Annotated in this window: 24 protein-coding genes; 15 read left to right on the top strand and 9 right to left on the bottom strand. The window is 56.9% G+C overall.

Features of this window, described 5'->3' with window-relative positions:
• Positions 1-24 precede the first annotated feature (24 nt).
• A complete protein-coding gene (gene argF, locus ACR3E7_RS21475) occupies positions 25-1,026 on the top strand; it encodes an ornithine carbamoyltransferase (protein WP_480503661.1) in 1,002 nt (333 codons plus the stop codon).
• Between the two features lie 3 nt (positions 1,027-1,029).
• Positions 1,030-1,959 (top strand): carbamate kinase, encoded by a 930-nt coding sequence (gene arcC / locus ACR3E7_RS21470; protein WP_480503663.1) that lies wholly within the window; start codon positions 1,030-1,032, stop codon positions 1,957-1,959.
• A 43-nt stretch (positions 1,960-2,002) separates the two neighbouring features.
• Here arcC and ACR3E7_RS21465 read toward each other — a convergent pair whose 3' ends face one another.
• Positions 2,003-2,959 (bottom strand): tetratricopeptide repeat protein, encoded by a 957-nt coding sequence (locus ACR3E7_RS21465; RefSeq protein WP_480503665.1) that lies wholly within the window; start codon positions 2,957-2,959, stop codon positions 2,003-2,005.
• Positions 2,960-2,980: 21 nt separating this feature from the next.
• Here ACR3E7_RS21465 and ACR3E7_RS21460 point away from each other — a divergent pair, with 21 nt between their 5' ends.
• The 3 genes from ACR3E7_RS21460 (at position 2,981) to ACR3E7_RS21450 (ending at position 5,519) form a co-directional block, all read left to right on the top strand.
• Entirely contained in the window at positions 2,981-3,271 is a 291-nt protein-coding gene (locus ACR3E7_RS21460) for a hypothetical protein (protein ID WP_170773247.1), read from the top strand.
• A gap of 216 nt (positions 3,272-3,487) precedes the next feature.
• Positions 3,488-3,766 carry a hypothetical protein gene (locus tag ACR3E7_RS21455; RefSeq protein WP_170789900.1) on the top strand — a complete coding sequence of 93 codons (279 nt, stop codon included), beginning with the start codon at positions 3,488-3,490 and terminating at the stop codon, positions 3,764-3,766.
• Positions 3,767-3,827: 61 nt separating this feature from the next.
• Positions 3,828-5,519, top strand: coding sequence for a sulfatase-like hydrolase/transferase (locus ACR3E7_RS21450; protein ID WP_480503666.1), 1,692 nt, complete (start codon positions 3,828-3,830; stop codon positions 5,517-5,519).
• A 370-nt stretch (positions 5,520-5,889) separates the two neighbouring features.
• Here ACR3E7_RS21450 and ACR3E7_RS21445 read toward each other — a convergent pair whose 3' ends face one another.
• On the bottom strand, positions 5,890-6,309 hold the full coding sequence (locus tag ACR3E7_RS21445) for a hypothetical protein (protein WP_170773252.1): 420 nt from the start codon (positions 6,307-6,309) through the stop codon (positions 5,890-5,892).
• A gap of 103 nt (positions 6,310-6,412) precedes the next feature.
• Between ACR3E7_RS21445 and ACR3E7_RS21440 the strand changes: the two genes are divergently transcribed.
• From ACR3E7_RS21440 to ACR3E7_RS21430, 3 genes are all read left to right on the top strand, one after another.
• On the top strand, positions 6,413-7,180 hold the full coding sequence (locus ACR3E7_RS21440; protein WP_480503668.1) for a helix-turn-helix domain-containing protein: 768 nt from the start codon (positions 6,413-6,415) through the stop codon (positions 7,178-7,180).
• 82 nt (positions 7,181-7,262) lie between these two features.
• Positions 7,263-8,060 (top strand): hypothetical protein, encoded by a 798-nt coding sequence (locus tag ACR3E7_RS21435; RefSeq protein WP_480503669.1) that lies wholly within the window; start codon positions 7,263-7,265, stop codon positions 8,058-8,060.
• A 211-nt stretch (positions 8,061-8,271) separates the two neighbouring features.
• A complete protein-coding gene (locus ACR3E7_RS21430) occupies positions 8,272-8,853 on the top strand; it encodes a VOC family protein (RefSeq protein WP_170773595.1) in 582 nt (193 codons plus the stop codon).
• 143 nt (positions 8,854-8,996) lie between these two features.
• Here the strand turns inward: ACR3E7_RS21430 and ACR3E7_RS21425 are convergent, their stop codons facing one another.
• Both ACR3E7_RS21425 and ACR3E7_RS21420 read right to left on the bottom strand, forming a co-directional pair.
• Positions 8,997-10,472, bottom strand: coding sequence for an NAD-dependent succinate-semialdehyde dehydrogenase (locus ACR3E7_RS21425; RefSeq protein ID WP_237215846.1), 1,476 nt, complete (start codon positions 10,470-10,472; stop codon positions 8,997-8,999).
• Between the two features lie 2 nt (positions 10,473-10,474).
• On the bottom strand, positions 10,475-11,752 hold the full coding sequence (locus tag ACR3E7_RS21420; protein ID WP_170773259.1) for a 4-aminobutyrate--2-oxoglutarate transaminase: 1,278 nt from the start codon (positions 11,750-11,752) through the stop codon (positions 10,475-10,477).
• A 149-nt stretch (positions 11,753-11,901) separates the two neighbouring features.
• Between ACR3E7_RS21420 and ACR3E7_RS21415 the strand changes: the two genes are divergently transcribed.
• The 7 genes from ACR3E7_RS21415 to ACR3E7_RS21385 all read left to right on the top strand — a co-directional run bounded on the left by ACR3E7_RS21415 (position 11,902) and on the right by ACR3E7_RS21385 (position 19,856).
• The gene (locus ACR3E7_RS21415; RefSeq protein WP_480503670.1) at positions 11,902-12,468 is read left to right on the top strand and encodes a cupin domain-containing protein; all 567 of its coding nucleotides are present in this window, start codon (positions 11,902-11,904) and stop codon (positions 12,466-12,468) included.
• 138 nt (positions 12,469-12,606) lie between these two features.
• Entirely contained in the window at positions 12,607-13,128 is a 522-nt protein-coding gene (locus ACR3E7_RS21410; protein ID WP_170789906.1) for a VOC family protein, read from the top strand.
• 69 nt (positions 13,129-13,197) lie between these two features.
• Positions 13,198-13,536, top strand: a complete 339-nt coding sequence (locus tag ACR3E7_RS21405) for a hypothetical protein (protein WP_170789907.1) — start codon at positions 13,198-13,200, stop codon at positions 13,534-13,536.
• A gap of 110 nt (positions 13,537-13,646) precedes the next feature.
• Positions 13,647-14,615 carry a carbon-nitrogen hydrolase family protein gene (locus tag ACR3E7_RS21400; RefSeq protein WP_170773267.1) on the top strand — a complete coding sequence of 323 codons (969 nt, stop codon included), beginning with the start codon at positions 13,647-13,649 and terminating at the stop codon, positions 14,613-14,615.
• Between the two features lie 44 nt (positions 14,616-14,659).
• On the top strand, positions 14,660-17,392 hold the full coding sequence (locus ACR3E7_RS21395) for an aminotransferase class I/II-fold pyridoxal phosphate-dependent enzyme (protein WP_170785719.1): 2,733 nt from the start codon (positions 14,660-14,662) through the stop codon (positions 17,390-17,392).
• Between the two features lie 17 nt (positions 17,393-17,409).
• Positions 17,410-18,858 (top strand): biotin carboxylase, encoded by a 1,449-nt coding sequence (locus ACR3E7_RS21390; RefSeq protein WP_170785722.1) that lies wholly within the window; start codon positions 17,410-17,412, stop codon positions 18,856-18,858.
• 8 nt (positions 18,859-18,866) lie between these two features.
• Positions 18,867-19,856 carry a C45 family autoproteolytic acyltransferase/hydolase gene (locus tag ACR3E7_RS21385; protein WP_480503673.1) on the top strand — a complete coding sequence of 330 codons (990 nt, stop codon included), beginning with the start codon at positions 18,867-18,869 and terminating at the stop codon, positions 19,854-19,856.
• A 98-nt stretch (positions 19,857-19,954) separates the two neighbouring features.
• Here ACR3E7_RS21385 and ACR3E7_RS21380 read toward each other — a convergent pair whose 3' ends face one another.
• The 5 genes from ACR3E7_RS21380 to rfbF all read right to left on the bottom strand — a co-directional run bounded on the left by ACR3E7_RS21380 (position 19,955) and on the right by rfbF (position 25,583).
• Positions 19,955-21,934, bottom strand: coding sequence for an HAD-IA family hydrolase (locus ACR3E7_RS21380; RefSeq protein ID WP_480503674.1), 1,980 nt, complete (start codon positions 21,932-21,934; stop codon positions 19,955-19,957).
• 174 nt (positions 21,935-22,108) lie between these two features.
• Positions 22,109-23,071 (bottom strand): class I SAM-dependent methyltransferase, encoded by a 963-nt coding sequence (locus tag ACR3E7_RS21375; RefSeq protein ID WP_480503675.1) that lies wholly within the window; start codon positions 23,069-23,071, stop codon positions 22,109-22,111.
• 121 nt (positions 23,072-23,192) lie between these two features.
• Positions 23,193-23,750: a dTDP-4-dehydrorhamnose 3,5-epimerase gene (gene rfbC, locus ACR3E7_RS21370; protein WP_480503676.1), complete on the bottom strand. Its 558-nt coding sequence runs from the start codon at positions 23,748-23,750 to the stop codon at positions 23,193-23,195.
• The gene (locus ACR3E7_RS21365; RefSeq protein ID WP_170773282.1) at positions 23,751-24,806 is read right to left on the bottom strand and encodes an NAD-dependent epimerase/dehydratase family protein; all 1,056 of its coding nucleotides are present in this window, start codon (positions 24,804-24,806) and stop codon (positions 23,751-23,753) included.
• 6 nt (positions 24,807-24,812) lie between these two features.
• Positions 24,813-25,583, bottom strand: coding sequence for a glucose-1-phosphate cytidylyltransferase (rfbF, locus tag ACR3E7_RS21360; protein WP_480503678.1), 771 nt, complete (start codon positions 25,581-25,583; stop codon positions 24,813-24,815).
• Between the last annotated feature and the right edge of the window lie 16 nt (positions 25,584-25,599).

The following is a 25,599-nucleotide window of genomic DNA, read 5'->3' as shown; positions in this document are numbered from 1 at the left end:
GATGACGAAAAGGAGACGAAGACGATGGCATTTAACCTCAAGGGCCGCAGCTTCCTCAAACTGCTCGACTTCAACCAGCGCGAACTGCGCTATCTTTTGGACCTGTCACGCGACCTGAAACGTGCGAAATACGCCGGATCCGAGATTCAGCACCTGAAGGGCAAGAATATCTGCCTGATCTTCGAGAAAACCTCGACCCGGACCATGTGCGCCTTTGAAGTGGCGGCGATGGATCAGGGCGCTGGCGTCACCTACCTCGGCCCCTCGGGGTCGCAGATCGGGCATAAGGAAAGCATGAAAGACACCGCCCGCGTTTTGGGTCGGATGTTCGACGGGATCGAATACCGTGGCTTTGGTCAGAATCTGGCTGAGACGCTGGCCGACTATGCGGGCGTGCCGGTTTACAACGGTCTGACGGATGAATTCCACCCGACCCAGATGCTGGCCGACCTTTTGACCATGCAGGAATATGGCGAAAAACCCTTGCATGACATCAAATATGCCTATGTTGGTGACGGGCGCTCGAACATGGGTCATTCGCTGATGATCGCGGGCTGCATGATGGGTATGGACGTGCGCATCGGCGCCCCGAAAGAGCTGTGGCCCTCGGACGAATTCCGAGGTCCTGCCGAAGAGGCCGCCGCGCGCTATGGCGCCAAGCTGACCATCACCGACGATCCGAAAGAGGCGGTGGACGGCGTGGACTTTATCCATACCGATGTCTGGGTCTCGATGGGTGAGGCAGCCGAGGTCTGGGAAAGCCGGATCAAGGAGCTGACACCTTATCAGGTCAACAGCGATCTGATGGCGGCGGCGAACAATCCGAACGTCAAATTCATGCATTGCCTGCCCGCTTTCCACAACACGGAAACCAAGGTGGGCGAGGACATTCATCAGAAATTCGGCATCACCGAAATGGAAGTGACCGAAGAGGTGTTCGAAAGCCCCGCCGGGATCCAGTTCGAGCAGGCGGAAAACCGGATGCACACCATCAAGGCGGTTCTGGTCGCCACATTAGGGAGCTGAGCCATGCGCATTGTCGTCGCCCTTGGGGGCAATGCGCTGCTGCGCCGCGGTCAGGCCTTGACCGCGGAGAACCAGCGCGAAAACACCGCCATCGCCGCCGAGGCGCTGGCCACCATCGCCGAAGGCAACGAGCTGATCGTGACCCATGGCAATGGCCCACAGGTCGGCCTGCTGGCGCTGCAAGGCAATGCTTACAAACCGGACGAAGCCTACCCGCTGGACGTGTTGGGGGCCGAGACCGAAGGCATGATCGGGTACATGGTCGAACAGGAGCTGGGCAACCGCCTGCCGCAGGAAACCCCTCTGGCCACGCTGCTGACCATGATCGAGGTCGACGCCAAGGACCCCGCCTTTGACAACCCGACCAAGTTCATCGGGCCTGTTTATGAAAAGGCCGAGGCCGAACGGCTGGCCTCTGACAAGGGTTGGGACATCCGCGCCGATGGCGACAAATGGCGGCGGGTGGTCGCCTCACCCCTGCCCAAGCGGATTTTCCAGATCCGGCCGATCAAATGGTTGTTGGAGAAACAGACCGTGGTGATCTGCGCCGGTGGCGGCGGAATCCCCACCGTCTATAACGACGCGGGTACGCTGGAGGGGATCGAAGCGGTGATCGACAAGGATCTGGCCTCGGAACTGCTGGCTCGCGAAGTGGGGGCGGACCTGTTCATTTCAGCCACCGATGCGGACAGCGTCTATTTGGACTGGGGCACAGATGATCAACGTGGCATCAAGACGGCAACACCTGATGCGATCGACGCCTATGATTTCGCCGCAGGCTCAATGGGTCCAAAGGTGGATGCAGCGGTTCAGTTCGCCCGCTTGACCGGCAAATCCGCCGCCATCGGCGCCCTGGCTGATCTGGCTGGGATCGTGGCCGGTACCAAGGGAACGACCATCCGCGACGACGCTGGTGAAACCGTGTTTCACTAACAGGGAGACGTCGCAAGCAAAGCAGAACGGGCCGTCGTGCCCGTCAATTGGCGTCCGAGTGTTTCGGCACATTCGGGTTTTCTTGCCAACCCGCGGCTTTCAATTGCGACAGCACAGCGCTCGCGTGATCGGAATTGATGTATAGCCTGTTCAGCGCGACAGAAGGATGAAAATCGGGCCAAATCTGTGCCAGTTCTGAAAGAAGCACTTTTGCCATATCTGTCTGACCATCAGCTTGATAGGAGGCGGCTTTGAAAAGCAGTGTCAACTCACTGACGGGACCTCCGGAAGCAATGGCCGTATCAAAGGCGGAGATAGCGGCTTCGTAGTTGCCCAAATGGAAACTCGCGACGCCAAAAATGTTTTGATGTGCGTGATGCAATCCCGCAGCTCTGCGTGGCTGTTCCGGGTCAGAAATCATCTGAGCGGATTTAAAATCACCTGTCAGTAAAAAGATCACCGCGCTGAAATCCAAAACCCGCGCATCCATGTCGCTGAGTTTGAAAGCCCGATCCGCTAATTCTTTTGCGGTTTCCAAGTCGCCCGAAGCAAAAGCCAGCCATGCTTGAGACGAGATTGACCAACCATTCGTCGGGTCAAGATCGACCGCCTTTTGTGACATCTGCGACGCTTCGCGAAGCATCGCCTGCCGCCGGGTTTCTTCCGGGGACAGAATAGCCAGAGTTGGCAGGCTGTGCGCAGCACCTGCATAGCCGCCTGAATACTCGGGATCGATGCGGATGGCCTCTTTGAACATTTGCGTGGCCGAATTCTGATGATCTGTATCCGCTATGGGAAACAAAAGTTCGCTGGCCTTTTGCGACATGTTGGCAGCCTGCAATGTTGCCATTGATTTTGCCGCCAGAGCCAGCCGTTCCTGCGCAGCATTGCTTGCGTTTTCTGTTTCTGAGGGTTGCGGCGTTTCCTTAAAAGACATCCAGAATACAACTGCCAAACTGACGATCGCGCCGACCATCAGAATGGGCCAGAGCGCTGACATTCGTCTTCCCTGAGCACGCGCATGTTGTGGTCCTGGCCGATCTGCCTGCGACCGTGCTTCGAACCGCGGCGTATAGTGGCCTTTGTCGATATGGATATGCACTGGGTCATCCGCACCATCCGCGCCATAATATTCCGCGAGCGCCCGTCGCAACCTACGCGCATCAACCCGAACAACGTTGTCGCTGCCCTTGGTGGGGTCGCGCCCATAAACATCCTGCGCGATAATTTTGCCGACAATGGCTTGCCCCCGACCGTGCAGGCTTTCGTCGACAACGTAAGTCAGAAAGTCCTGCAACCGCGCCGAGGCTGACAACTGCGGGCTGTTGAGAACTCTGGCCAACGCCCCTCGGATCTGGGCTTCGGTCAAAGGCTCGTCACGCTTTTCCATATTCGATGCGCCGCTCATCTCAGAGTCGCTTAAGTCAACAAAAACAAGTTTCTAAACCGGTATGAAGTCACGGTTTCACGTCGTATTTCACCGTATAACCCCTATCGGGTCCTTTCAACCGCGCTCATGCTGCCATGCATGGCTCTGCATATTGACAGATCGGAACTATACCCTTCGACGGTCGAATTGTACCTGCCGGACCGGCAGGTGCTTATCACGCAGCTTCGGCAATCCAACGTAGTCTTCGCCGAAATCTGCCGCGACTACGAGCTGCTGGCCGGTGACCTGAACGCTCTGATCCGATGCCGTCCCAGCTCGCATCCGGGAACACAGGCCGAACGCGACCTTCTGCTTGAAAGCCTGCAGGGGCTGGTCCGCGAAATCGAAACCGTACTTGAACGCAATCTTGGGGGCTGAACGCCAGCCGCGCGTATCCGATCAACTTATTGGAAACAGCACAGAGGAAAGGGAAACTGAAATGAAATTTAGTCTGGCAATCTGTGGCGCAGCGGTAACTGTGCTTTCGTCGGATGTGGCGGCTCAGCCCATCATCCACGACGCCGAACATTACATCCTTCATGCTCAGCACGGCGAGCGGTGGGCGACCGAAGATGCCGCGCTTCAGGAAAAACTCGATGCGCTTGCGGCTGAACACGGCACCAAACCCAACATCATCCACATCATGTGGGACGACACCGCCGTGGGCGAGGTTGGCATCCCCGAAATTCAGGCCGTGCGTGGGTTCGAGACCCCCAATATGAACCAGATGGCGGATGAAGGGATCAACTTCATGCGCATGTATACCGAACCCGCTTGCACCCCCACGCGGGCAGCATTTCAGACCGGCCGCTACGCCGTGCGCAGCGGGATGCACACAGTGTCCTTCCCCGTTGAATATTCAGGCATGGATGCTGAGGAGGTGACCATTGCCGAGGTTCTCTCGGGTGCCGGGTACAACACCGCGTTTTACGGCAAGTGGCACCTGGGGGATACCGAGTTCTCATACGCCCACAACCAGGGTTATGACGAGGCCTTGTTTACCCCCTACAATCAGGTTCCGTCGATGTGGATACCGCAGGCCGAGGTCGGCAACGTGATCACCGGCCTCTATCCGGACTTCTATGGTGAAGACAAATATGACATCGACAACTCCTGGCAGCCGTTGGGTCAGGTCTGGACGCTTGAGGGAACCAAAGGCGGCGAGACGCTGGAATGGGGCCCGCCGCCCAATATCGAGAATTATTGGGATATCGAAACAGAAGCGCAGCGCCGGACACTGGCGTTCATCGACAAGAGTGTCGAGGAGCAAAAGCCTTTTTTCATCGCTTATCACCCGATCCTGGCGGCATTTTTTCCTGATCCGCGCAAGACGCAGAAAGACACGGCCAACAAGAACCTTGCGCAAGAAGGTCTGGTTGCAATCGATCAATTCGTGGGAGAGTTGTTTGACTATCTCGAGGCCAAGGGCATCGCTGAAAACACGCTGGTGATCGTGATGGCCGACAATGGCCCATTCATTCACTACGGGCCGCGTGGCATGGTCGAGACGCTGTATACAGGCGGTAAGGGTGACTTTACCGAAGGCGGTGTGCGGGTTCCGGCAATCGCGAAGTGGCCGGGTGTGATTGAGCCCGATCAGATCGTGGGGGACATCTTGCATGTCAGCGACCTTTTCACCACCTTCGCGCGCCTTGGAGGTGCGATGGATGCCATCCCAACCGACCGGGTGATCGACGGTGTCGATCAGACCTCGCTGTTGCTGAACGGAGACGGCTTCAGCCGCCGCGACTATGTCATGATCTATCAGGGTCCCAACCTGTCGGCTGGCGTCAAGGGCCGGTTCAAGCGGGATTGGAAAAACGCAACTCCCGGCCTGTCGAAGAACGAGTTCTATGATCTCTATACCGACCCGCGCGAGAAAACCGGCGAGATGATCGAGCAGTTCCACATCAAGTCGATGTTCAATCGCCAACGCGCTCGGCACGAGCTGTGGATGGACCAATATCCGAACCGTCCCGATCCAACTCCGGGGCCTGCCCTGACGGGTATCGCAAACGAACGGCCCGAGACGCGGCAGCTTTATACCGCTCCAGTCGAGGTCGAGAATTTGCCCTTCACGCCCGAGCAGATCAACAACTATCCGCGTCCGTTCTCGGATAGTGACATGTAACGCCGCTGGTACGGGTCAGAGCCCCTTGGGGCTCTGACCTTTTCAAGCTGGAAACAGGTTTCTCAACGTGATTTTGCAACTCAGCACCCCTGGAGTTCTATCGCTTTTTATAAACGATCATCCGGCGCTTGCTGAAATCAGTCATCAGTTTCATCGAGTGAGATTTTGCAGGCATGTTGCAGGGCACCTTTGTGCTGACCCAGTACTTTTTGTATCCCACCCGGCTATTTCCAACTTAACTCTGGTGAATTTGTATTTGTGTGTCCGTCGATATGGATTTTGAAAACCCTGACGTCGTGCCCGTTGCTTGCAGCGGGCCTCGACAATTCGAGATTGAACCCATCGCTGGGTGATCGAAAACGTCAGATCCTCAAGGATTTTCATCTGGTTGCGGTCGGCTGGACCAGAGGATCAACAGCAGGAAGGAAATGTTGAGGGCAACGTTTAAGGGCGCTCCGACCAAGACCGAGCCAGTGCTGTCGGTGCAAAACCAGACCCATGCGGTGATCTGTGCCACTTTGGCTGCGGCGGCAGGGGATATCGGCACAACGTAGGTTCCCAACGCCCATTGCATCGCGCCTAGCCCGGCCGTCAGACCGCCAACAATTGCAAGCAACAATGGCGCTGGGACGGTGATATCGGCTGCAACCGAGTGGATCGGCCAATACGCCACTGTCAGAAAGATATGCGCCAGACTGTGCAAGGCAGGCAGTGCGGTCAATGTAAATAGAACTCCGGTGGCGACCAATGCCGTGCCCGACCGTCGCATTGCGATGTGTTGTGGGGTCATGACGCCCTCCTTTCGATGGTGTCCTTCATGCGGTCGGGGCGGGTCGAGATCAATTACGTCAGAGGTAAGTGATTTCTACCTGCAGGGTCACTAAGGTGGCACCATGACCCCGTATTCCAGTTTGCTGAAAGAATGGCGGAAGCTTCGGCGGATGAGCCAGCTTGACCTGGCGACCGAAGCCAATGTCAGTGCGCGACATATATCCTTTCTCGAAACCGGTCGGTCCCGGCCCAGCCCAGATATGATCCTTCATCTTTCGGACGTTATGGATGTACCTGTCGACGCCAGAAACCAGATGCTGCAGGCAGAAGGTTTCGCCGCCCGTTTTGCCAAAACTCCCTTTGATGACGCCGCCATGGCCCCGATCCGCGATGCTGTTGAATGGACACTGAAACAGCATGACCCCTACCCGGGGATTGTGTTGGATCGGGTTTGGAGGATCGTCAGATTGAACAAAGCGGCCGAGCTTCTGTTTACACCGCTTGGGATCGAAACCGGGCAAAGCCTGTTGGCGCTTGTTACAAGCCCGGTCATGGCCGAGCTAGTAGAAAACTGGCCCGAGGTTGCGCATCATACAATGCTGCGTTTGCGCTCGGAAAGCGCGAATGCCGGCGGGTTGCCCGAATTGGACGCTGCGACCAAGGCGCTTGCGCCCTATGCAAGCATCCACAGGGATATGGTTCCCGGTCCAACGGTTCCGGCGATCTATCGTTTTGGGGAGCAACGGGTGTCGATGTTTGGGACTGTTGCGCAATTCAGCACCGTGACGGATGTCACTCTGGATGACTTGAAGATCGAACTGTTCTTTCCATCCGACGAAGCAAGCGCAAGTTTTCTGAGGGAAATCTCAAGTCCGAGACATGGCGGGTAGAATACGGTCGAGCGTCTTGACGGCGCACCCCTGATCAAATGATCATCGGTTCACTGTCATGGGGTGCCCTGAAGGAAAACCGATGGAAGTGTTTGGTAGTGAAGCCCAGCGACATATGTCCACCACGGGCGAGCATCTTTTGCATCTGCTGGGGGACGACCCTCGGTTCTGTAGCCATGGGCGGGGTATTCAGGTTTCCAATGAGTATAGCGGGGCATTGGATGATGCCTATGCAATGGCCCGGATCCTTGGCGTGACCGCGATAGAGAGCATACCACGTCCTGAGGTTGCGAAAACGCTGGCAAAAATTGAAAGCCAGGGTTTCAAAACAGATACGATAGCCTGCTATCTGGGAGGTCTGAATTGCGTTGACGTCGCGCGCCACGTTGTCGAGACGCGGGCGCTGCCCGAAGATTTGACCGTGCGCGTGATTGATCGCGACTCTCCGCCGGAATGGCTGGAAGCTTTTGCCGAAGTTGCATTGAGCCACGGAGTTTTGCCGCCGATCGGACCGGTTATGCGTGGAGTGTCCCGGCCCGGGTTTGCCATGGTCGCCGTTGACAGGTCGGGTGCACCGGTTGCAACTGCGGGCTCGGTTCTGTGTCATCCACCCAGCAGCCCGTTGCATCGTCGCGCGCAATGGGGTCAGCTTTCGACCAAACCCCAGCGTATGGGCGAGGGGATTGCGACAATCTTGGGTGCAATGGCTCTGATACACTCTCATGATCAGCTTGGCGCCACCGGGTTCAAGACGGGCATTGCGCCCGGCAATGTTGCGTCTGCCTATTTGTGTGAAAGGCTTGGATTGCAGGACAGCGGCAGCGACATTGTCGCGATCATTGACCCTAAGCTTTTCGCAGAAGACCGGTTGACCAAATGAGCCGTGCAAAAGGGAAATGCCGTATTCTGTCACCAACACGTGAAAGGGCCCGGCTGAAACGTTTTTGAAAAACAATGTGGGGCGCAAAATTGTTGCACTGGCAAAGCTTATGAACCTTGGGCCCGCACCTGTGATGCCGCAGAAATCAAACCCGACAGGTCAGGCCTGAGTGTACGAACCCCGGAGTCGCAAAATGTCAAAGTCCAATCAGATTAAGAAAATTCAAACGCAGGGTGTGCACCACATCACGATCAACGGAGCGGACCGACAGACGTCGATTGATTTCTGGGAAGGGGTTCTGGGAATGCCGTTCATTTTTGATCAGCCGAATCTCGACAATCCTAACGAGGGGCATCTGTATTTTGACCCCGGCGATGGGCGCCTCATCACAATTTTTACCAATGAAGACCGGAAACCGGATGCGACCCCTGTACCAGAGGCCATCGGGTCTTTGCATCATCTCGCTTTCAACGTCAGCCAAGCCACATTCTGGCAAGTGGCAGCGCGTTTGGATGCGCGGGGCGTTGATAACACGGGTCCCGTCGATCGGGGCTTCATGGATTCGATCTATTTCCGCGATCCGCTGGGGCTCCGGCTTGAAATCGCAAGCTATAGGTTCGAACCGCCCGAAGGCTGTCGCCATGCCGATGTACTGCTAAAAGCGCATAAACTTCGCGTCGCGCGCGGGGATCATCACATCAACCGGGAGCATCTGGCAGATGCAATCGAAATGCTGGTTGAACAGAGTCAAAATTCGCTGTCGGCGGATCGCTCTGTGCGCAAGGGATACTGAAGATCTTTGGCCTTTCGCACTAAAGAGTGAGGCGGTGATCCGGTAGGGTTCTGAAGCCGCCAGAATTGGAAAGAAAAGACCGGGCTTGCGTTGAAGCCCGGTCTTTTCTTTGGTGCCGCGGGGTCAGATCCTGCCCGATAAGGTCAGGAAATCTCGCCCATGCAGAGGTATTTGATCTCGAGGAAATCCTCGGTCCCGTATTTCGAGCCTTCGCGGCCCAGACCGGATTGTTTGACACCGCCGAAGGGCGCGACCTCGGTCGAGATCAGACCGGTGTTGATGCCCACCATGCCCGATTCCAGCCCTTCGGCCACGCGCCAGACGCGCGCCAGATCACGGCTGTAGAAATACGAGGCCAGACCGAATTCGCTGTCGTTGGCCATGGCGACGACGTCGTCCTCGTCCTCGAACTTGAACAGGGGCGCGACAGGGCCGAAGGTTTCATCCTTTGCGACCACCATGTCGCGGGTCACACCGGTCAGAACGGTGGGTTCAAAGAACGTGCCGCCAAGGTCCGAGCGTTTGCCGCCCAGCGTGACCGTTGCGCCCTTGGACACCGCGTCCGAGATATGTTCCTCGACCTTGGCGACGGCCGCGTCATTGATCAGCGGGCCGGTGGTGACACCGTCACCGAAACCGTCGCCCACGTTCAGGGCTTTGGTCTTCTCGGCCAGCTTGGCGGCGAATTCGTCATAGACGCCCGCCTGCACATAGATGCGGTTGGCGCAGACGCAGGTTTGGCCGTTGTTGCGGAATTTGGCGATCATTGCACCATCCACGGCAGCGTCCACGTCGGCGTCGTCGAACACGATGAACGGCGCGTTGCCACCCAGTTCGAGGCTCATCTTTTTGATCGTGCCTGCCGCCTGACGCATCAGGATCTGGCCAACACGGGTCGACCCGGTGAAGGTGATCTTGGCCACCTTGTCATTGGTGCACATCTCATTGCCCACGCCCGAGCTGTCTGTGCCGGGGATGACGTTGAACACACCTGCCGGGATGCCCGCACGTTCGCCCAGAACAGCCATCGCCAGCGCAGACAGAGGCGTCAGCGTTGCCGGACGGGCCACAAAGGTACAGCCTACAGCCAGTGCCGGACCAACCTTGCGGGCAATCATGGCGTTGGGAAAGTTCCACGGGGTGATCGAACCGACCACGCCCACAGGCTGTTTCAGAACGACAATGCGTTTGTCACGCTGATGGCCGGGGATGACGTCGCCGTAGACCCGCTTGGCCTCTTCCGAGAACCACTCGATGAAAGACGCCCCGTACAGGATCTCGCCCCGCGCTTCGGCCCAGGGTTTGCCCATCTCGGCGGTCAGGATCGTGGCTAGATCGTCGGCGTTTTCCACCATCAGATCGAACCATTTGCGCAGGATTGCGGCGCGCTCCTTGCCGGTTTGCGCGGCCCATTCTTTCTTTGCCGCATAGGCCGCGTCCACGGTTCGCGCGGTGCCTTCGATGCTGACATCGGTCACATTGGCGATCAGATCGCCGGTTGCAGGGTTGTAAACGGGAAAGGTCGCTTCACCCTCAACCCATGTGCCGTTGATATAGGCGCGGGTTTCCAGAAGGCTGGGATCTTTCAGCTCCAGCTTGGTCACTTTGGTATCCAGCATGTTCAGGCTCCTTTGGCAGCGTCGACCGAGGCTTCGAGGATATCCATCGCCTCGGCGAAGATCTCATCCTGCACCGTCAGCGGTGCGAGGAAGCGGATTACGTTCCCATATACGCCACATGTCAGCAGGATCAATCCGCGCTTAAGCGCCTCGGCCCGCACGGCGTTGGCCATCTCGGGGTTTGGTGCGCTACCGTCGGTGGTGTTGAACTCGGTCGCGATCATGAAACCGGGGCCACGAATGTCGACGATCTCGGGTGTACGGGCGCGGATCGATTCCAGACGTTGTTTCAGACGCGAGCCCAGCTCGTTTGCGCGGGCGCACAGGTCCTCTTCTTCGATCACGTCCATCACCGCATGGGCGGCGGCGATGCCCAGCGGGTTGCCGCCATAGGTGCCGCCCAGACCGCCGGGTTGCGCCGCATCCATCAGGTCGGCGCGACCCGTGACCGCGGCCAACGGCAGACCGCCCGCCAGACCTTTGGCCATGGTGGTGATGTCGGCGGCCACGTCATAGGCTTCCATCGCGAACAAATTGCCGGTGCGGGCAAAACCCGTCTGCACTTCGTCTGCGATCATAACGATGCCGTGTTCGTCGCACAGGGCGCGCAAGCCGCGCATCAGTTCGGCCGGGGCGGGGTAAAAGCCACCTTCACCCTGAACCGGCTCGATGATGATGGCAGCAACGCGGCCCGGGTCCAGATCGGCCTTGAACAGTTTGGTCAGCGCGCCCAGCGAATCCTCGGTCGAGGTGCCGTGCAGTTCAACCGGGAAAGGGACGTGATAGGTGTCGGGCATCATCGCGCCGAAGCCGGCCTTGTAGGGCTGCACCTTGCCGGTCAGCGACATGCCCATGAAGGTGCGGCCATGGAAGCCGCCACCAAAGGCGATCACGGCGGGGCGGCCGGTGGCTGCACGGGCGATTTTGACGGCGTTCTCCACCGCTTCGGCACCGGTGGTCACAAAGACGGTCTTCTTGGTGAAATCACCCGGCACCTTTTCGTTCAGACGCTCGGCCAGACGGATGTAGTTTTCGTAAGGCAGAACCTGATGGCAGGTATGAGTAAAGTTCGCGGCCTGCGTCGTGACCGCCTCCATAACCTTGGGGTGGCAATGCCCGGTATTCACAACGGCTATGCCTGCGGCGAAATCGATGTAACGCTTGCCTTCGACGTCCCACACCTCGGAGTTCGCAGCGCGGTCCACATAGACCTGCGTCTGCATTCCCACGCCTTGCGCGATCGATGTGTTGCGGCGTTCAGCAATCTGAGCATTCAGCATATTGCGTCCTTTCGGGTTGTCGGGCGCGCGCCCGTAAATCTGATCGCGTGACTGTAGTAGCCACAGGTTTGAGCGAAAGCCTGTTTCTTGCCAACCATAAGCCCTTGATTTACGGTTCCTGCACCCCTCAAGTGATGCGGATAGTGAACATGAAGAACGCCAATCAGGATGATCTGACCCTTGGATTGCGCCTGCGCGCCCTGCGTGAACGCGCGGGTCTGTCGCAGCGGGCGTTGGCCAAAAAGTCGGATGTGCCGAACTCGACCATCTCGCTGATCGAGTCGGGCAAGATGAACCCCTCGGTCGGAGCGTTGCGGCGGATTTTGCAGGGTATTCCGATCGGCATGTCCGACTTTTTCTCGTTCGAGATCGAGGCCGAGCAGACCGTGTTCTATGCTGCAGAAGACCTGACCGAGATCGGCAAGGGCGGGCTGTCGCTGCGGCAGGTGGGATCCAACTTGCACGGGCGCGCGATGATGATCTTGCAGGAAACCTATGATCTGGGCGCGGATACCGGCCGTGTAATGTATGGCCACGAGGCCGAAGAGGGCGGCGTGGTGGTCTCGGGCCGGGTCGAGGTTACGGTGGGCGATCAACGCAAGGTGCTGGGGCCGGGGGACGCTTATTATTTCGACAGCCGCACCCCGCACCGGTTCCGTCAGGTTGGACCGGAAAAATGCCGGATCGTCAGCGCCTGTACCCCGCCGACTTTCTGACCGTCATCGCGGATGTATCCGCACTATGAACCATAGTGTTGCAATGAGTGACCAGTTGATCCACAGTATGATTCATACTGCGGGATTTTCCCGCATGTCTCATCGGGCGCTCCCCCGCCCAATTCGGAGATTTGAGATATGAAAAAGAAGCCTGCCACCCTACCGCGCGGCTATCGCACCTGTACGGCATCGCTGGCTGTTGCGGACGTGCCTGCGGCGCTGGCCTTTTACGAAAAAGCCTTTGACGCCAAGATTCAGGCCTTTGATGCGGATGAGGCCCCCGGCTTTGCCGCCATAAAGATCGGCAACTCGATGCTGTTCGTCACTGCGGGTTGGGGCGCACATGTTCCGACAGTTGCGGGCACCGTTACCCCGGTGGGCCACCACATGTATGTCGAAGACGCGGATGCCGCGCTGGAGGCCGCTTTGGAAAACGGCGCAACCCTGATGGCCGAGGCAATCGACACCTATTGGGGCGAACGTTGCGCCACGGTTGCCGACCCGTTTGGCCATATCTGGACACTGGCGACGCGGATCGAAAATCTGAAGTCTGAAGATATCAGCGAGCGCCGCAGGGCCCTGTTCCGAGCCATTCAGGATCAGGATGCTGAAGCTGTGGTCGAGACCACTGAGCCGGCAAACCAGACCGTGGCCGCGTGATCCGTCATATGCTGATCTACAGACGGATCGTGGGGTGCCGGAATGGGTGTGTTCATTAACAGGCTAATCATGAACGACGTTCCCTTTCCCACTTTCACGATCCGCCAGAACGACTTGGCCATCCTTGCCGCTGAGAACCGGATCGGAGACTATCCTGTCGCCGTGCGCACTGCGCGCGAGGTGGTTAGCGGCGGCTTTGCCAACCACTCGGCGCATCCCAACACCTGGACGGTCTATTTTTTGGTCGACGGTCAGTGGGCGCTGGTGGAATCCACGCGCGGTCTGCGGCGGGAATGGTCCAGTCTGGACCGGTTGGAGAAATGGCTGCGTAGTTGCGGGTTCCGGTTCTTTTGGGTGCGCAACGATATCGACTTTGTGGAATCCCCCGGCGAGGAGGAGGCCGACTAAATCACCCCCTTGCGGATCGTGGGCTTGCACCAATCCGTGCTTTCATGTTCCGATGAAGAACGCCGGACCACCTCGGCGGTCGCAATCGGCAAGAAGAAGAGACAAACAAGATGACCCCTTTTGCGATAACCGGAATTCAGATGCATGTGGGCGCGTTGCAGTCGAATGTAGATGCGATGCTGCACCGGATCGACATAATGATGGCGCGGTTTCCCTGGACCCAGATGGCGCTGTTCAGCGAGTTGGCCCCCTATGGTCCGCTCGACCGGTTTGCCCAGCCTTTTCCCAATGACGATCTGTCACGTTTTCAGGACGCTGCGCGTCGCTATGGAATTTGGCTGATCCCCGGCTCGATGTTCGAAAAGCGCGAGGACGGGCGGATTTTCAACACCTCGGTGGTGATCAACCCCGAGGGTGAGATCGTTTCGAAATACTCGAAGATGTTCCCGTTCAAACCCTACGAACAGAGCATTTCATCCGGCACGGAATTCTGCATTTTTGACGTCCCGGATGTGGGTCGGTTCGGCCTGTCGATCTGCTATGACATCTGGTTCCCCGAAACCACTCGCCACCTGACCAGCCAGGGGGTCGAGGTTCTGCTGCATCCGGTGTTGACCGGCACCACTGACCGTGAGGCCGAATTGTCGATTGCAAAGGCCACCGCGGCGCAGTTCCAGTGTTACGTGTTCGACGTGAACGGTCTGGCCGCTGGCGGGGTGGGGCGGTCGCTGGTGGTTGATCCCTCGGCCACAGTGCTGCACCAATCGGCGGGGCAAGAGGACATCTTCCCCATCGAGATCGATCTGGATCAGGTCCGCCGCCAGCGCGAGGTCGGGCTGAAAGGTCTGGGTCAGGTCCTCAAAAGCTTCCGCGACCGCGAGGCGGATTTCCCGGTTTATGACCGGGCCAGCGGAGCTGATGCCTATTTGCACACGCTGGGGCCGCTGCGCATCCCGCAAAAGGGCGATGTTGCCGGTGTTGCCGCTTCCGACCCCAGAACAGCGCTGGGATACAACGAAGATACCTCGACCAAGCCCGATAATCTTTATCTCTACAAAGGGCGCTCAGGCACAGACTGATACCAGCGCAGCTTTTCGGGAATTGCAGAAAGGACATTGATCTCATGCACGGCTTATCCGACAGCGAAAAGCTCCACACCATCTCGGACTATTACAGCGCCTCGCAATTGCGGGCGGACAGGTGGAGCGCGCTGCGGGAAACAGCCGAATCTCTGGATCAAAACGCCGGTGATTCTGATCGGGACAGGGCGCGCCGTCTGCTTCAGGCACTGGCCCCTATCGAGGTTTATTTCGCGTTTCCTGGCGCGTCGGCCTTTGACTATTTGCGCAGGTTGCTGGACCATGGCAATTTCGGCGATTTCTCGACCGCCGTGCGCCGGGTCTCGCGCGCGCTGACATCGGGGGCGTATCGGCGTCGCTCGATCCCTCTGATCGCGGATGAGACCGAGGGCGACGAGTTCGAGGATGAAGCGGCTCAAAGCCACGAAGCCCGTGCGCTGGGGCGACCCTATTTCGAGGTAATGATCGTCGACAATGTCAACGAACATCAGGAACGGTTCCTGCAATCCAGCCTGCAACGGATGCGCCGCAGCGAAGACCCGTTCATTTATGAGACCGTCGTGGTGCCCAGCGTCGAGGATGCGTTGATTGGCGTTCTGTTCAACCAGAATGTGCAGGCCGTGATCGTTCGTCCGGGTCTTAGCCTGAAGTCCAAGAACGAAACCAACGTGTTGGGGCGCTATATCAGCCTTTACGGCGAAGGCGCAGATCTTGATGCGCTGTCCCCTTCGGAATACGGGCCGGAAACCTGTCGCCGGATTGGAATGCTGCGCCCTGAGCTGGATGCCTATCTGATCACCGACCGCTCGGCCGAGGATATCGCCGGGCTTGATCTGGGCCTGTGCCGACGGGTGTTCTATAATCAGGAAGATTTTCTGGAACTGCATCTGAACATCCTGCGCGGGGTGCAGCGGCGGTTCAAAACCCCGTTCTTCACCGCGCTGAAAGAATATTCCAAGCAACCCACCGGCGTTTTCCACGCCATGCCGATCAGCCGCGGCAAGTCGATCAGCCGTAGCCATTGGATTCAGGATATGGGGGCGTTCTACGGGTCGAACATCTTTATGGCCGAAACCTCGGCCACATCGGGCGGGCTGGATTCTCTGCTGGAGCCACGCGGCCCCATCAAGGAAGCGCAAGAGGCCGCCGCCCGTGCGTTCGGATCAAAACAGACCTTCTTTGCTACCAACGGCACCTCGACCTGCAACAAGATCGTGGTTCAGGCGCTGGTGCGCCCTGGCGATATCGTTCTGGTCGACCGTGACTGCCACAAATCGCACCATTACGGCATGGTGCTGGCGGGGGCGAGCGTAGTCTATATGGACAGCTACCCTCTGCACGACTACTCGATGTACGGTGCGGTGCCGATCCGCGAGATCAAGCACAAGCTGCTGGCCCTGAAAGCCGAGGGCAAGCTGGATCAGGTGCGTATGGTGCTGCTGACCAACTGCACCTTTGATGGCATCGTCTACAACGTTCAGCGGGTGATGCAGGAATGTCTGGCGATCAAGAAAGACCTTGTGTTCCTGTGGGATGAAGCCTGGTTCGGTTATGCCCGTTTCGCACCCAACACGCGCGTGCGAACGGCGATGCGCTCGGCCAATATCCTGCGTGAACAGTTCCGCTCCGCAGACCATTCCGAAGCCTATGCAGCCCAACAGGTCGAGCTGGAGGGCGCGGATGATGAGACCCTGCTGAACACCCGTCTGATCGCCCCGCCGGACGCACGGGTGCGTGTCTATGCCACGCAATCCACACACAAGACGCTGACCGCGCTGCGGCAGGGCTCGATGATCCACGTCAACGACCAACAGTTCAAAGGCGCTGTGGAAGAAGCGTTTCACGAAGCCTACATGACGCACACCTCGACCTCGCCCAACTATCAGATCATCGCTTCGTTGGATGTTGGCCGCAGGCAGGTCGAGATCGAAGGTTATGAGTTCGTCCAGCGTCAGGTCGAAAGCGCCATGGCGATCCGCCGGGCGGTCACGACGCATCCGCTGCTGAAGAAATACTTCAAACTGGTCACTGCAGGCGACATGATCCCCGAGGAGTACCGCGAAAGCGGTATGACCAGCTATTTCGATCCCGATCAGGGCTGGGCGGACGTTTGGGATTGCTGGGCGAAGGATGAATTTGTTCTGGATGCCACCCGGATTACGCTGCATGTGGGCGCAACGGGCTGGGACGGTGATACGTTCAAGACCAAGATCCTGATGGACAAATACGGCATCCAGATCAACAAGACCTCGCGCAATACCGTGCTGTTCATGACCAATATCGGCACCACGCGCAGCTCGGTCGCCTATCTGATCGAGGTGCTGGTCGAGATCGCCAAGGAGCTGGACGATCTGATGGACGATGCGTCCAAGATGGAAAAGCGCGCCTTCGACAAGCGTGTCCGCAACCTGAGCGAACACGTCCCGCCACTGCCCGACTTCAGCCGCTTCCATGATGCGTTCCGCTGTGTTGAAGGCACCGAAGCGGGTGATATCCGCACCGCGTTCTTCCTGTCCTATGACGAGGACAATTGTGACTACGTGGAACCCGATCATGACATGCTGGACCGGCTGGAGGCGGGCGAAGAAATGGTTTCGGCCACCTTCGTGATCCCGTACCCGCCCGGCTTTCCTATTCTGGTACCGGGGCAGGTGATCAGCCCGGAAATTCTTAAATTCATGCAGGAACTGGACGTGTCGGAGATCCACGGTTTCCGCGCCGATCTGGGCCTGCGCATTTTTACCGAAGACGCTTTGAAATCAGTCAAGAAAACATAAGGGACTGGGAGGACCATATGCCTAAGAAGGTGCTGAAGAACATTTCGGAAATCCGCCGGTATTTCCACACCAACAAGGACCCGATCTATTTTGTGTCGGCGACCAATTTCAACTTGTTGGGGTTGGATGAGTGGGTGATGAACTTCACCTATATCTGCTACATGGATTGCTTTGACGGGCGGCATCCTAACGTGTTCGTGCCATCTGAGATGCCGCATGACGAATTCCAGTCGATCGAAGACATCAACAACTATCTGCTACAGCACAAAGAGGTCATCGACCTGGTCAAGCGGCGCGGTGGCAAGCCCAAATTTGTGTTCCTGATGTTCGATGAGACGACCGAGAAACTGGTCAAGGAACTGGGTGGTCAGCTGTGGTTCCCCAAAGCCAAGCTGCGCACCAAATGCGACAACAAGATCGAAACGGTCCGCATCGGCAACAAGGCGGGTGTGCCGTCGGTGCCCAATACGCTGAGCGTGGTCAAAAGCTATGATCACCTGAAGAAAATTTGCGACAAAGCCGGGTTGGGGCATGATCTGGTGCTACAATCGGCCTTTGGCGACAGCGGCCACACCACTTTCTTCATCAAATCCGAGGCGGATTTCAACAAACACAAGGATGAGATCGTAGGCGAGGGCGAGATCAAGATCATGAAGCGGATCGATTGTCGCGGTGCGGCGATCGAGGCCTGCGCGACGTCCGAAGGCACTATTGTGGGACCGCTGATGACCGAGCTCGTGGGCTTCAACGAACTCACCCCCTATCGCGGCGGTTGGTGCGGGAACGAGATATTCTCGACTGCGTTCCCACCCAAGGCGCGCGAACAGGCGCGGCAGCTGACCTTCCAGTTCGGCGAGGAACTGCGCAAATCCGGTTATCGTGGCTATTTCGAACTGGATTTCCTGATCGACAAGAAAACCGATGAGCTATGGCTGGGTGAGCTGAACCCGCGTATCACTGGGGCCAGTTCGATGACCAACCATGCGGCTTTTGCCCATGCCGACGCGCCGCTGTTCCTGTTCCACCTTCTGGAATTTTCGAAGAAGCCCTTCGAGTTGGATGTCGAGGAACTGAACGCCCGTTGGGCCGACCCTGACATGATCGACAGCTGGTCGCAGATGGTGATCAAGCATACCGATGACAGCGTCGACCGCATCACGCAGGCCCCGCAATCGGGCATCTACAAGATGCTCGAAGATGGCCGTGTGGTGTTTGACCGCTTCGACTATCACCGCCGCGCAGTGGGAGAGAATGAGGCGTTCTTTCTGCGCATCTCGAATGTCGGCGACTACCGCTATGAAGGGGCCGATCTGGGCATTCTGGTGACGCGGGGACGGTCAATGACCAAGGGGTTCAAGCTGACGGACAAGTCGAAAAAGTGGATTCACGGCATTACGTCGGCCTACGCCGCCGAACCGCTGCCAGCCGCGCAGCCGATGGAAGATCCTGCGTTCAAAATCATGTAGAAGGCCTCATGGCGCTTGTTTTTCGCTCAATCGACGAGGAACAGCCCGGTCCCAAGCTGGCCGGGCTGTTTGCCGAATACTGGCCCGCCTACCATAAATGGTGGGTGCAAGAGGGGTATTCGGCGCGGCCCACCTATCGCGAATGCTTGCGAGCGTTGCAAACGCACATGCCCGAGATCCTGCCGCTATATGAAGAGGTGGTTGAACTGGTGGGCGGCAGCGACAGTCAGGCGCGGTTTCTCAGCTTTTATTGCCCGCCCAAATATCTGTCGGGGTGTAGCCAGGCGATCTGGCGTGGCAAGACACCCATTTTGGTGCGCAACTACGACTACCACCCCAAAACCTTTGACGCTGCATTGTTGAAAACCCGCTGGGGCGGGCGCGGCGTGATCGGGATGAGCGATGGCATTCTGGGCCTGCTGGATGGCATCAACGATACCGGCCTTACGGTCTCATTGACTTTTGGCGGTCGGCGCGAGGTGGGCGACGGCTTCGGCGTGCCGCTGATCTTGCGCTATGTGTTGCAGACCTGTGAGACCACGGCACAAGCGGTAGATGCGCTCTGCCGCATTCCCTGCCACATGAGCTATAACGTCACCGTACTGGACGCGAAATACAATCACAGCACGGTCTATCTTGCCCCTGACCGGCACCCTCAAATCTCAGATGTGCCGGTGGCGACAAACCATCAGGGGCAGGTTGAGTGGTCCAAACATGCGCGGTTTACCGCAACGGTCGAACGGGAACGGTTTCTGCTGAACCGCCTGAACCAGCACCCCGAAAGCGAAAAGCGTTTCATCGACGCGTTCCTGCGCCCGCCGCTTTATTCCACCGCCTTCAAATCCGGGTTCGGGACGCTTTATACAGCCGTCTACCGGCCCGCGAAGAAACAGCTGCAACTTCTGTGGCCCGGCGCTGCATGGGACGTGTCTTTTGACCTGTTTGCGGAAGATAATCTGACCTTGTTGCTGCCCGATGCGGCTGAAGCGGTGGTTTGACGTCAGGTTTACGGGCCGTATCCTCAGGGAAGACACTGTGTGTTTCGACATTAAGTGCCAGTAATTCCCGGGCTAGATTCGCGTTCTGGCTCGATCCGTTACAATCGGATGCGCTTCCTTTTCCGGAACTGCAATTTCACCCAGGCGAATGCGATCGGGTTTAGCTGAGCAACGTAGCCAGCCCTCCACCGGCTGCCTTTCGCATTTCGGTAATGGGATTTGCGTTCGCCAACGCGGGTCAGGCTTTCTCCGGTGGTATCGCCCACACCTGAAAATATGCGGACCTTGTTGAAGCGGGCGGCATCGTGGCGGTGCGGTTTGCTTAGAAACTGTCGAAGATCCTTTTCGTCCCTTGGATCGGCATATTTGGCGAGCACATCGATGGGTATGGCCGAAGTGACCGACTTGATGGCACGCAGCGCGCCATCCTGAATCTTTTTGGCGCGGTGGAGGTTTTCAGCTTCTGCCTTACTGACGTCAGACATCTTCCAAGCGATCTCGCCCTGCGGTTTTTCCTGTAGACCCAGAACGCTGCCATGATCGGCAGAAAAGAAGAATTCTACGATATCGCGGAAGTCTTCGACCCAAGGATACATGAACAGAGGAAGGCCATTGGAGGCGGCGAAACTTTCGTACTCCAGCCCATTTCGGCGCAGAATAGAGGCAGCCTGAGCGCTCGTGCCAAAATAAAGACCCAGAACATGTGCGTCCTTGCCGATAATCTCATCAATAGACCGCTGTAAACTGCCGCGCCACCCGACGTCGAAGATGGCTGTATGTGTGCCTTCAGGGAAGACCGAGCGGTAGTAGTTGGACAGGACCTCCTTTTCATGCGCGAAAGATTGATAGAAAGCGTCAGGGTTTTCACGCAACAGGTTCAGGATGGTGCGGCGGCGCTCTTTTGTCAGTTCGTCCGTGCCGGATAGGCCGGCGTCTGTAAATAGAGATTTCAACAGCGGGCCTGCGGAAATCTTCCCGAGAAACGCGTCGAGCGTTTGCGAACCCTCAAGCGTGGCATGCAACATTCCCGCGATTGTATCAGGGTCTAACTCGGTAAAAGGAAGGGTCAACAAACGCCGGGAAGCAGCAACATATTGAGTTTCATATCCTCGCGGCCAAAGCAGATCGAAAACAGCTTTTGGAAACATCCCATCTCGTGCCAGAAACGCGAGCCGCGAAATGCCCTGTTTGTCCATTTCCCGCTTTATCCAAATCAACAGCGATGTAATGAGCGGAGCAATCATCAAGGCGCCAAACGCTTCAAGATACTGGTCGTCGGACAGTTTTCGAAAGTCGACATTTTCCGAGTCGTAGTGATGTGTTTCCAAGTAGTTGGCGGTAAAAATCTGTGAGATCGGCTGCGTTCCATTCAGCAGACTAGTGTGTCGCCGGGGTTTTGGAGATCGCGTTGGCAGGTCTTTGCTAGCCAGTAGCACATGCGATATGAACCCTGCCTGCGTCGCCATTTTCCCGTCTGCATGGCGGTTGTCGCCAATGTGGAGGATCTGGTTGCGGGGTACATCAAAATGCGCTGCGACGTCGTCAAACAGGCTGCCCGTGTGCTTGGTCTTACCCTGTTCACCGGAGACGAAGACGCGCTCCCATCCGGTTATACCCTTTTGCGTCAGGAGATCTTCCAACTCGTCTTTCGGCAGGTACATGTCCGAGGTGATCACCCAACGCGACTTACTGTCCTGAATACGTGTCAGAAGTTTTCTACCCAGGCTCGTCACATGCAACAGATCGCGTTCAGTCCGAAGTTCCAGCTGTTTGATCTTGTCAGCCTGATCTTTTGTGCAATTTGTCAGTTGCGCGAAACAGGCATAGATCTGATCCAGCGTCACGTCTTCGATCCGCTGTGCGGAAGCATCCTCTCGCGCCATTGCCTCGGCGCCAGTGCGATAGTCTTTGAAATGTTGGGTAGCTAGGAGGACCTCAGGGTGGTCCGCCATGAATTCGAACAGATCAACAGGAGACTTGCAGTGGCGGAACAGAAGCGTGTCGAAAATATCGACCGATAGAAAATCAAAGGAATCGACGCGTTCGAGCAGTTGATCGCTTGGAGCCAAGTTGTTCATACCTGTTATTTAAGTTCGAGCCCTGTTGAAGGTGGCAACCAATTGAAACCGGGATCTGACCACCGCATTTTATCGCGGAAATGCGCCGGCCTTCAATGTATCGGTCCGCTCAGGTGCCGAGCCCAAGTGGTTTTTCCGCAGGCTCGTAGGTTAGTTGAACCTGCGGGAATTATCTTATTTTGGACGACAGACCACTGCATCATGCACATGCCCGAAGCCTTTAGGAATAATCTCGACGACTTCCACGAATTTTGACCAGTGGTTTTGAATGTACTGGGGTGTATGGCCAATATCGCGATAATATTCCGGGTCGGTTACGTCTGCGATGTCTGGGTTCGGGTCGGGTGCGTCTACGATGCCTTGCAACATGTAGTGTTCGACCGCGTAGGGGTTTTTCGACCACTCGGCGGTAGACACGCTATACGGGCCGTGAACAGACAGACCCATCAAGCCACGGGTTATGCGCGACAATTCTTTGAGCCAGTGATTTTGGTCAGGTTCTGCAAGATGGGTCAGCACACTATGAGAGTAGACCAGATCGAATTGATCGTCATCGTAAGGTGTTGCGCTGTATGGATCGAGCACTGTGTAGTCCCCGAACGGCATGTTCTCCTTGCAATAGGCAATATTGACAGGGTCAACGTCAGCGCCAAACAAATTTGGTTTCAATATGTCGGGGATATGTCTGGCGATGCGTCCGCAACCGACGCCCCAATCAAGTGTAACGGTGTCCTTGGTTAGCGGCAGTCCCATAACCTCGCTGATGTTCATGACAACGGTTATGTCTTCTATGCCGCCTGAAATAAACGACTTATTCAGCGCATCCGGTTCAGATCCATCTGTGCCCACGACACAGGGATTATACTTACCCTGTATCCTGCCAATATTGTCGCGCGACGGTATGGGGGTTTCGTAGTCAGGAGCAATGTCGACATTGGGTGTCCGAGCCAGCGGCCATGTAGCAGCAACCGCGCTCCAGTTCCCTACGATCGCCTTGTGTAGATTCAATGCAAGTTCCGCAGGTTGCGCTGGATAAAGCGAACCGTCACCTGTCAGCGCCTGTTTTAGCTCGCTAACTTGTGCGATCAATTCGTCAACGCTGCGCTTGATGTGTTTGTTTCGAATCCGCGATTTCATAGGGTTTTTCACCTTACGGTGCCTTCCGTGTGCTCTACCGGCTATGCCACAACATTCTTAGTATCAAAATCGGGTAACTTCCGAAGCTGACCTACAGAAATCCTGGGCCAGTTTCCGCAAATTACTCAGTTTCTTTTACTGCATGGGTCGATCTGACCAGATCGTTCCACGTTTGGTCTTTCTGCGAAACTTCCTGAGCTGCCATAGGCCAATTGATGCCGATCGCCGGATCATCCCAACGCAGACCACGCTCACTTCCCGGCGCGTATGCCGCGCTTACCGGATAGATAATTTCCGTGTCATCAGTAAGGCTCATGAAGCCGTGGGCAAAGCCTTTCGGCACATACATCATCTTGCGGTTCTCAGCGGTAAGTTCAGCGCCGAACCATTGACCGAACGTCTTTGACCCATCCCGAAGATCGACGATGACATCGAAGATCGCACCTTTTACGCAGCGCATCAGCTTGACCTCGGCGTGGGGGGGAAGTTGATAATGCATACCACGCACTGTGCCCTTCGACATGGTCAATGAATTGTTGATCTGCACGAACTTTCCGACAAGGCCATGTGCTTTGAACTCGTCCTCGCAGAACATTCGGGCAAAGAAGCCGCGGTCATCGCCGCGTTTTTCCAGCTCGATCAGGTAAGCCCCTTCAAGCGGGGTCGGGGTGAACAGCATTTACAGCGACCCCCAGCGAAGATCACGCGACAAACGTCCGCTGTCGATATGCGCACGCAGTGCGTTCAGGCGGATGAAAGACGAACTGCGGAAATCAGTGTCGCCAAAGCCGAAATGTTCCAGCCCTGCGCGCAGACGTTCGATGGATTGCTCGAGTGTCACTTGCGGGATGGACTCGGGGGCCAGCGATTTGAACAGCGCGAAGTCAACCTGGTACGAGCGTTTGTCGGGCGGCGCGTCGGTATTGATCTCGACCACGGTGCCGGGGAATTGTGCTTTGACCTTTTCGGCCAGCTCAGAGATACGCACATTGCTTTCGTCACGTCCGGCATTCACGGCCAGGAATTTACCGCCATTCGACGTTTCGCGCAGAGCTGCCCATTCAATGGCGCGAGCCATGTCCTCGACATCGATCAAGGGCCGCCACGGCGTTCCGTCGCTGAGAACGACGATCTTGTTGGTAGCCATGGCGCAGGCCACGAAGTCGTTCAGCACTAGATCCAGACGCAGCCTGTCGGACATGCCGCAGGCAGTTGCGAACCGCAAAGAGGTCAGGGTCATGTCGCCCAGATCGGCCTCTTGCAGGTCAAGCTCGGTGCCTATTTTGGACCGGGCATAGGCGGTTTGCGGGGCGGTAGCGTCGGTTTCCTTGCGCGGGCCGCCCTCGGCCGCGCCGTACATGGAACAGGAGGAGGCAAAGACGAAATTCGATACGCCACATTCGGCGGCAAGCTTGGCCAGCCGAACGCTTGCGGCGCGGTTGATGTCATGGGTGACTGTTTCGAATTCTTTGCCCATGGGGTCGTTGGAAACGGCGGCCAGATGGACCACCGCGTCGCAGCCCGCAAGATGGTCAGCGGTGATGTCGCGTGTGTCGCCATAGTGCTGTGTGTCATACACGATTTCGGGCAGGAAATCGGACCCGGTCAGCGAATGCGAGAAAAAGCCCGCGTCGTACCCGACCAGATGCAGGTCCGCGTGTCGCTGTTTCAGAAAACGCCCCAGAACGGGGCCGACATAACCTGTGTTTCCGGTCACTAGGATTTTCTTAGACATGCTACGTCACCACACTTTCCATTTTGCTTCGTTGTTGGACCAAAGACGGTTCAAATGCTCTTTGTCCCGCAGGGTATCCATGGGTTGCCAGAAACCATGGTGGTACCAAGCCCGCAACTGATCGTCATTTGCAAGGTTTTCCAGAGGTTCGCGCTCCCAAACCGTGAAGTCATCGTCGATATAGTCCACGATTTTCGGAGAAACGATGAAATATCCGCCATTGATCCAGCCGCCGTCGCCAACCGGCTTTTCCTGAAACCCGAGCACCTTCTCGTCTTGAAGGTCCAGTGCGCCAAACCGCCCCGGAGGCTGAACGGCGGTGACGGTAGCCAGTTTTCCGTGTTGTTTATGGAATTCGATGGCAGCAGTGATGTTAACGTCAGCGACGCCGTCCCCATAGGTGATGCACACGGCCTCGTCATCTTTGAAATACCGCGAAGCCCGCTTGATCCGGCCGCCAATCTGAGAGTTTTCGCCGGTTTCAACCAGTGTAACGGTCCAAGGCTCGGCTCGCATTTCATGGACGGTCATGCTGTTTTGTTTGATGTCAAAAGTGACGTCGGCATTGTGCAAGAAATAGTTTTGGAAATACTCTTTGATAAAGTAGCCCTTATATCCCAGGCAAATAACGAAATCATTGATGCCATGGTGGGAATAGGTTTTCATGATATCCCACAAGATCGGTTTGCCGCCTATTTCAACCATCGGCTTAGGGCGCAATCCGGTTTCTTCTGCAAGGCGCGTACCGAACCCGCCGGCAAGAATAACAGCCTTCATTTTTCTATCTTTCAGT

The sequence above is a fragment of the Ruegeria sp. BK1 genome (genome assembly GCF_056535645.1).
The sequence above is the reverse complement of the archived record's forward strand: the minus strand, read 5'-3'. Positions and strand labels throughout refer to the sequence as shown.

Bases quoted from the DNA above. Each gene is read 5' to 3' on its own strand.
- rfbC (WP_480503676.1), bottom strand. From the start codon at position 23,750: ATGCTGTTCACCCCGACCCCGCTTGAAGGGGCTTACCTGATCGAGCTG.
- ACR3E7_RS21415 (WP_480503670.1), top strand. From the start codon at position 11,902: ATGAAGAACGCCAATCAGGATGATCTGACCCTTGGATTGCGCCTGCGC.
- argF (WP_480503661.1), top strand. From the start codon at position 25: ATGGCATTTAACCTCAAGGGCCGCAGCTTCCTCAAACTGCTCGACTTC.
- ACR3E7_RS21455 (WP_170789900.1), top strand. From the start codon at position 3,488: ATGGCTCTGCATATTGACAGATCGGAACTATACCCTTCGACGGTCGAA.
- ACR3E7_RS21425 (WP_237215846.1), bottom strand. From the start codon at position 10,472: ATGCTGGATACCAAAGTGACCAAGCTGGAGCTGAAAGATCCCAGCCTT.
- arcC (WP_480503663.1), top strand. From the start codon at position 1,030: ATGCGCATTGTCGTCGCCCTTGGGGGCAATGCGCTGCTGCGCCGCGGT.
- ACR3E7_RS21390 (WP_170785722.1), top strand. From the start codon at position 17,410: ATGCCTAAGAAGGTGCTGAAGAACATTTCGGAAATCCGCCGGTATTTC.
- ACR3E7_RS21400 (WP_170773267.1), top strand. From the start codon at position 13,647: ATGACCCCTTTTGCGATAACCGGAATTCAGATGCATGTGGGCGCGTTG.
- ACR3E7_RS21410 (WP_170789906.1), top strand. From the start codon at position 12,607: ATGAAAAAGAAGCCTGCCACCCTACCGCGCGGCTATCGCACCTGTACG.
- ACR3E7_RS21395 (WP_170785719.1), top strand. From the start codon at position 14,660: ATGCACGGCTTATCCGACAGCGAAAAGCTCCACACCATCTCGGACTAT.
- ACR3E7_RS21435 (WP_480503669.1), top strand. From the start codon at position 7,263: ATGGAAGTGTTTGGTAGTGAAGCCCAGCGACATATGTCCACCACGGGC.
- ACR3E7_RS21460 (WP_170773247.1), top strand. From the start codon at position 2,981: ATGTTGTGGTCCTGGCCGATCTGCCTGCGACCGTGCTTCGAACCGCGG.
- ACR3E7_RS21445 (WP_170773252.1), bottom strand. From the start codon at position 6,309: ATGACCCCACAACACATCGCAATGCGACGGTCGGGCACGGCATTGGTC.
- ACR3E7_RS21365 (WP_170773282.1), bottom strand. From the start codon at position 24,806: ATGTCTAAGAAAATCCTAGTGACCGGAAACACAGGTTATGTCGGCCCC.
- ACR3E7_RS21440 (WP_480503668.1), top strand. From the start codon at position 6,413: ATGACCCCGTATTCCAGTTTGCTGAAAGAATGGCGGAAGCTTCGGCGG.
- ACR3E7_RS21465 (WP_480503665.1), bottom strand. From the start codon at position 2,959: ATGTCAGCGCTCTGGCCCATTCTGATGGTCGGCGCGATCGTCAGTTTG.
- ACR3E7_RS21420 (WP_170773259.1), bottom strand. From the start codon at position 11,752: ATGCTGAATGCTCAGATTGCTGAACGCCGCAACACATCGATCGCGCAA.
- ACR3E7_RS21405 (WP_170789907.1), top strand. From the start codon at position 13,198: ATGAACGACGTTCCCTTTCCCACTTTCACGATCCGCCAGAACGACTTG.
- ACR3E7_RS21385 (WP_480503673.1), top strand. From the start codon at position 18,867: ATGGCGCTTGTTTTTCGCTCAATCGACGAGGAACAGCCCGGTCCCAAG.
- ACR3E7_RS21450 (WP_480503666.1), top strand. From the start codon at position 3,828: ATGAAATTTAGTCTGGCAATCTGTGGCGCAGCGGTAACTGTGCTTTCG.
- ACR3E7_RS21375 (WP_480503675.1), bottom strand. From the start codon at position 23,071: ATGAAATCGCGGATTCGAAACAAACACATCAAGCGCAGCGTTGACGAA.
- rfbF (WP_480503678.1), bottom strand. From the start codon at position 25,583: ATGAAGGCTGTTATTCTTGCCGGCGGGTTCGGTACGCGCCTTGCAGAA.
- ACR3E7_RS21380 (WP_480503674.1), bottom strand. From the start codon at position 21,934: ATGAACAACTTGGCTCCAAGCGATCAACTGCTCGAACGCGTCGATTCC.